The sequence below is a fragment of the Bacillus sp. SRB3LM genome, from assembly GCF_015712745.1.
Lineage (GTDB): Bacteria > Bacillota > Bacilli > Bacillales > Bacillaceae_G > Bacillus_A > Bacillus_A thuringiensis_K.
The window spans coordinates 1-6,728 of sequence record NZ_VWVQ01000059.1 but is presented as its reverse complement, the minus strand read 5'-3'; the positions used below and the strand labels follow the sequence as shown (position 1 = coordinate 6,728).

Here is a 6,728-nt window from a genome sequence, read left to right as displayed (position 1 = left end):
TATATACTCCTTATCCATATGCTTTTCTAGGGACCTTTAGCTCAGTTGGTAAGAGCAGACGGCTCATAACCGTCCGGTCGTAGGTTCAAATCCTACAAGGTCCATCACTATTCGTATACCGTTCTTATTAGAATATATACGGGTATGGACAATCCTAATCCAGAAACAGTTACATGGATCATGATAAGATTGAAAATGAATACATGTAACAAACAGAAAAAGGTGCTCTTAGGGGCACCTTTTTCTGTTTATAGAATTTTAATATATATTACTTCTCAATATATATAGAACGTATAATCGTACGTGTGTATGGATGCCCCGCTTTATTTTTCCCGTTCACATCAATGGTAAAGTTGTATACACCTGATTGCTCTATATGCTGTAACGTGGTAGATAGCGTATGTGCATCTACTTGCTGAACGCCATTAGATTGTGAAATCAGTGTACCTGTCCGATCGACAATTCGAACCGTCATAGAGACATCCTCCACTTCAACTGGGTTTTTATCAGCAAATTGGATTTGTAATTTTGCTTGATTTGCTCTCAGCTTAGCCGGTATTTTCAAATGGAAAGGTGCTTCTTGTTGATACTGTACCATCGCTAAATAAGCATCTGTCCCTTCCGTATTCATACGTATCTTCCAGTCTCCCACTTCCATACTTTTTATTTGAAATGTATGAATAAAGGCCCCTTTAAAAAAGGTATCATCACCCGTTGTTACTACCGCAGCCTGTTTGGTGTAAACCTTCCCTGATGGCGAAATAAGTTGTATCTCTACTTGTTTACTCGCAGTCAAAACCGATACAGTTCCTGATGTCAATGTATCCACAGAAAACACAGCGCGATTTTCTTGATGTGGGATCAGTTCTCCGCCTAAAACCGTTTGGTTTTCTGTCGGTCCTAACTCTGTATAGGGCTCATTCCTAGAAGACGCGGCAGACGGTGACCATGCTGGCCCCATTTTTTTCGTTCGTAAGTAAGGTTCTATGCGAGAAAAGACGGCACTTCCCGTTCGAATTGAATCATGATCTAATGTAACATCAGAAAAAAGGTGGGCACCGTACGGCAAAGTGGTACTCCATTCACTGACAAGGCCATCGTTATTTCCATATGGTGACAAATACAATCCTCCCATAGATAAAGCAGAAAAAGTAGGCCCCCAACTGGTTCCTGCTATCGTGTAATATTGATTGGATTTTGTGGCAGGATTCGTATCAATAATCGAGCGAAAACGTGCCATTTCCCCGGTTTGTAACGCATACGTTCCTTCATCTTGTTGCCCTAGTAAAGAGGCAAGCCATCCCGCCCACCAACTATAGGATAAATCTGCTAGATGTGTCCCATAATGAGGGGATCCAAGTGTGATGACCTTATCCACAAAACGATGCGCCCCATATTGTACAAGAGCCGCTTGTGTATCAATGCCCCCTTTGCTATGCGCGATGATGTTGACTTTTTTTCCAAAATGTTGCGAAATGGCTTCTAATTTTGCAGCTAATAGTTTCCCATTTGTCCAAGGACTTACCGACCCTGTTCCCGCCGCATCGTACAGTTGTACAAAAGCAGTTTGATAGCCAGCATCGTAAGCAAGGTCATACATCGTATTTTTTCCATGATAGTAAGTATCTCCATACCAATCATTTGCCTTTCCGTTTTTTCCTTGCACAAATACAATCGGTGATTTGGTAGGGTCTACCTGTGTAGGTGTTGCTCCCACAAACCAATCCCCTGGCCGGAATGTTTCTTTTGGTGGAAATACCTTTCCGTAATTTGGATGTGTTTCTGCAGATACAGAAGGTGCGTTATAAAAAATGAAAAATAAGAAAAGCAAAAGAAAGGATTGCAGTAGTCTTTTACAATGTTTCAAATGAATACCCCCTCATGTTTTTATCTTTACATACACTTTCAAATGAAGATTACATCTTCTCGGCCCCCTTTTGTACATATAATTTCTCATGATATTCGGTCTCCAAAAGAGAAAAACCTTTTATTCTAGCCGTTTCGAGATATTTCTCAAAATACTTCCCTTATATCCGATATATAATGGGGAGACCTGGCAGGATTGTCTAGGAACATAGAAAAAGGAGGGGAAGAGGATGAAAAGTGGAACCCGAATATTGGTTACTTTCTCATTGGTTTTGCTCGGACTGCCTATCATCTTTTTAGCTTTTATTACATGGAAGCATAAAAAGCCATCCGAATCTGTAAATCTTATGATAGAAAACTCGCAAGAAAACAGATTACCATCCTATACGCCATTCCAAGTTACTACCTTCAACATTGGTTACGCAGGATTAGATGCAAAACAAGATTTCTTCATGGACGGAGGAACAGGCTCACGTTCTCGTAGTAAAGAACAAACCAAACAGAATTTACAGCACATGTCTTCCTTCTTAAAAGCAGATTATGCAGATTTTGTCTTGTTACAAGAAGTCGATATGAAAGCATTCCGTTCTTTTGATCAAAATGAATATCAATTTTTTCAACAGGAGTTATCCTCTCATGCGTCTACATTTGGTTATAATTATAGGAATCCATGGGTTCCGGTTCCCTTTTTGCGTCCCATGGGATATGTGGAATCAGGACTCGCTACGTTTTCTACCTACTTCATACAACAAGAACTCGTTTTCAATTACCAGGGAGAGAGCCTTGGCCTAAGCAACTCTTTGATTTAGATCGTGCGATGGTAGAACACATGATCCCGGTTGAAAATGGAAAGAACTTACGAATCGTAAATCTACATGTCTCGGCATATGATGCAGGTGGGAATATCCGCAAACAACAACTGCAATACATAAAACAGTATATGCATACACAGTATCAGAAGGGGGATTATGTGATTATAGGTGGCGACTGGAATCAGCTACTGTCAGATATTCAGTTACAAGACCCCGCATTTCTAGCCGCCTGGCCCAAATGGTTAGTGCGTTTGCCCCAAGATTTTACAGAAGGAGGGTTTCAATGGGCTGTAGATTCTTCTGTGTATACGGTACGCGATAATCGTACGGCATACATCAAAGGAAAAAGTTTTGTGACCATTATTGATGGATTTTTAGTCTCACCTAATGTGGAAATCCTTCAAGTCAAGGGACACGATTTACAGTTTACACATAGTGATCATAATCCTGTGAGTGCTGTTTTTCAATTACAGTAGAACGGAAGACATACGTTCGAATAAACTTTTGGGAGACGTGAATAAACATGAAACAAGCATATACAATTGTTGTTATCGGAGCTGGTACAGCTGGGATTTCCTTGGCTGCCCATTTACTCCGTCATGCCCCTGTATTAAAAGAACAGGTGGCCATCATAGACCCTGCTCAAACACATTATTTCCAGCCACTATGGACCTTTGCGGGAGCTGGGATTGTCAAAAAAGAAGCAACGATGAAAAAGCAATCCGACCTCATTCCAGAAGGCGTACATTGGATACAAAGGAATGTTTCGGAAATAAGTCCGGGAGAAAACAGGTTGCTACTAGAGGATGGAACTATTATTACCTATGAAATGTTAATTGTAGCTGCGGGTATTCAAATTCATTGGGATCACATTAAAGGATTGAAAGAATCGATTGGAAAAAATGGGGTTTGTAGTAATTACTCGTATGACTATACGGATGCAACCTGGAGAGAAATCCAACAATTTAAAGGAGGAAACGCCATCTTTACGCATCCGAATACCCCTATCAAGTGTGGCGGTGCACCTCAAAAAATTATGTATTTAGCCGAGGAATACTTTTGTCGCCAAGGTGTCCGGGAGAAAAGTAAGATTATGTTTCAAACAGCAAATCCACATATTTTTCATGTACCTCGCTATGCTTCCTCTTTAGAAAAGGTAATTCAGAGGAAACAAATTATAACGAACTTTCATCAGAATTTAGTAGAAATTAACGCTGAAAAAAAAGAAGCGATTTTTGAAGATATACAAACAGGTAATAGAGAAAGCATACCGTATCATCTCTTACATGTTGTCCCGCCTATGGGACCACCTGATATGATCAAGAATAGTTTACTAGGAGACGAAGAGGGATGGGTAGATATAAACCCTTATACACTGCAGCATGTACGGTACCCCAATATATTTGGGATTGGGGATTGTACCAATTTGCCAACTTCTAAAACGGGGGCGGCTATTCGAAAACAAATCCCTGTTGTAAGAGAAAACCTGTTGGCATTTTTACAGGGACAGGAGGTACAAGCGACATACAATGGCTATACATCTTGCCCTATTGTCACGGGATATAAAAGTTTGATTTTAGCAGAATTTGATTATCATCAGGAAGAACAAGAAACATTTCCGTTTGATCAATCAAAAGAAAGATATAGTATGTTTTTGTTAAAGAGATATGCACTTCCGTTTCTGTATTGGAGATATATGCTGAAAGGCATTGTATAAGAAATGATACATTGTCAAAAGAAGTCATGCCTAAAAGAATTTGAAGTGTAAGGGGACGGATGTATGTTATTAGAATGTTTTTATCATGATAAGTTGGCTCATGCGTCTTATATTGTGGGGTGTCAGGATTACGGAGGGGCCATCGTTATCGATCCAGGACGCCACATTGAACAATATATGACATTTACTAGAAAGCGAGGATTAGACATCATTGCGGTAACGGAAACACATATTCATGCTGATTTTGTATCTGGTGCGAAAGAGCTTGCGTTATCTTGTAACGCAACGTTTTATGCAGCAGCTGAAGGGAGAAGCACGTGGAAGTATCAATATCTCGATCAAGTGCCATACCATCTTGTCAGAGGTGGTAGTGAATTTCATATTGGTACAATCCAATTTCAGGTTATGCATACGCCTGAAAGTATTTCATTTCTAGTCATAGATACAAAACAGCATAATGAAACCGATGACAAACCGATAGGGATTTTTACAGGAGATTTTCTATTTGTTGGTGATGTAGGTAGACCAGATTTATTAGAAATGGCTGTTGGTATTCCACATCATGCGAAGAGTAGTGCCAAAGACTTATTTCATTCGATCCAAAAAATCAAAACGATGCCGGTATACCTACAAATTTGGCCCTCCCATCGTGCTGGTAGCGCATGCGGAAAATCATTAGGCACCATTCCCTCTTCTACAATGGGCTATGAGAAACATTTTAATTGGGCCTTTCAAACAGAAGAACAAAATTCTTTTGTGATGCATGTATTAAGTGGACAGCCGGAACCACCACCTTATTTTTCTAAAATGAAACGAATCAATCAAGTTGGTCCGCCGATTCGTACACAGGGTCTCATAAAAGAAATACATTCTTTCCTGCATGGCAACAACTAATACATACAGATAAGCAAATCATTGATACAAGAGAAGCAACGGTTTTTGCTTCTGGTCACGTAAAGGGCTCACTTAATATTCCCTATAACCAGTCCTTTACAACATGGTGTGGTTGGCTCCTAGAGGATAGCCAGGACCTTATCATCGTTATCGATCCTCTGTCTGTGAATATAAACGAGGTACGGAGAGATTTGGAAGCAATTAGACTAGACCGCACGATAGCCTATATGCCTTCAAATACACTGAAAGATATAGAGCCATTAGAGACGTATGAAGAAAGAACCGTTCAAGAATTGTTTTCTCTTATACAATCGGGAACCCATCCTGTTATTGATGTTCGAAATCAATCGGAATGGAACGAGGGCCATCTTCCGCATGCCAAACATATTAAGCTAGAACACCTGACAAAGCATGTACAAGACATTCCAAAAGATCTTTCGATTATTGTACAGTGTCGTTCTGGTATACGTTCCGCTATTGCAGCAAGTATATTACAAAAACATGGTGTAAAGGACGTAATAAATGTACAAGGTGGCTATCTAGCATGGCTAAAGGCGGAATTCCCTATTTGTAAATAAAGAGATAGAAAATTACAATCATCATGCGAAAGAATGTAGGATGAAAAGAATGGTGAAAAGGGATAGGCATCTATAAAAAAACGTTACATTTGTTTCATTACAAAATGTAGCGGTTTTTTTATGTATCATTTGAATTTGTAAATTACTCTATACGATAGCTTGATACATCAAGTGCTTATTGTATCACGAATTTTCTGTGCAGTAGTTCTTATCTTTCCCGTCCCGCGGTTTGATTTGCTTAGAATTCCATTCTCAAAGCAATACTATCTCCTTGGAACATATTTTGATCGTTTCCATTGTCTTCAAATATAAATTTCATCCAAAACCAATCCATTTTTCCAGGTTGTAACCCTCCTGATTCTGTCCACTTAGATGCAAATACTTTCTTTGAAACGATTTCTGGTCCTTGTTCTTTTAGTTCCGCAAGGGTTGTTTCATAAACAGGGCTCTTTGCTGGATCCCAATCCCAAAGGAATTGTACTTTTATATGCTTACCAAAATCCTCTGCCTAATTATTTTTCAGGGCATCGTTTACCGTATAATCTATTTTCATCACAACATCTTGAATAGCTAACGTACCACTATTTTTTAGTTGAATTATTTTAATATTTTATCCCTTGGTTTCAACTGATTTAAATCCAATGAAGTCGTAGGTTGCATAGCTAAATCTAATGTACCCGCAGTAAATGTGTTATTCGTTACTACTTGATCACTAAAATAGGCATATGTTCCCCCACCGATGAAAGATAAACCAAGAGCGGCAAAAATTGAGGTGGTACAGTAAAACTGGAACACAGTATAGAGATAAATTATTCTATATAAGAGGTGTTTCAGATGAAAAAACAGTATGATGAAACGTTT

At 39.2% G+C, this 6,728-nt stretch carries 2 protein-coding genes, 1 tRNA gene and 3 pseudogenes; 4 read left to right on the top strand and 2 right to left on the bottom strand.

What is annotated here, in order from left to right; genetic code table 11:
* The first annotated feature begins 30 nt into the window (after positions 1-30).
* Positions 31-104 (top strand) — tRNA-Ile (locus F3I02_RS19610).
* A 164-nt stretch (positions 105-268) separates the two neighbouring features.
* Here the strand turns inward: F3I02_RS19610 and F3I02_RS19605 are convergent.
* Complete coding sequence (locus tag F3I02_RS19605; protein WP_230876834.1) at positions 269-1,867, bottom strand: DUF7379 domain-containing protein; 1,599 nt, start codon at positions 1,865-1,867, stop codon at positions 269-271.
* Positions 1,868-2,096: 229 nt separating this feature from the next.
* On the opposite strand from F3I02_RS19605, the pseudogene F3I02_RS19600 reads away from it, so the two are divergent.
* The 3 genes and pseudogenes from F3I02_RS19600 (at position 2,097) to F3I02_RS19590 (ending at position 5,867) form a co-directional block, all read left to right on the top strand.
* A pseudogene (locus F3I02_RS19600) lies at positions 2,097-3,154 on the top strand (endonuclease/exonuclease/phosphatase family protein).
* A 41-nt stretch (positions 3,155-3,195) separates the two neighbouring features.
* On the top strand, positions 3,196-4,395 hold the full coding sequence (locus tag F3I02_RS19595) for an NAD(P)/FAD-dependent oxidoreductase (protein WP_196478168.1): 1,200 nt from the start codon (positions 3,196-3,198) through the stop codon (positions 4,393-4,395).
* 63 nt (positions 4,396-4,458) lie between these two features.
* A pseudogene (locus tag F3I02_RS19590) lies at positions 4,459-5,867 on the top strand (MBL fold metallo-hydrolase).
* Between the two features lie 238 nt (positions 5,868-6,105).
* On the opposite strand, the pseudogene F3I02_RS19585 reads toward F3I02_RS19590, so the two are convergent.
* A pseudogene (locus tag F3I02_RS19585) lies at positions 6,106-6,662 on the bottom strand (TasA family protein).
* Between the last annotated feature and the right edge of the window lie 66 nt (positions 6,663-6,728).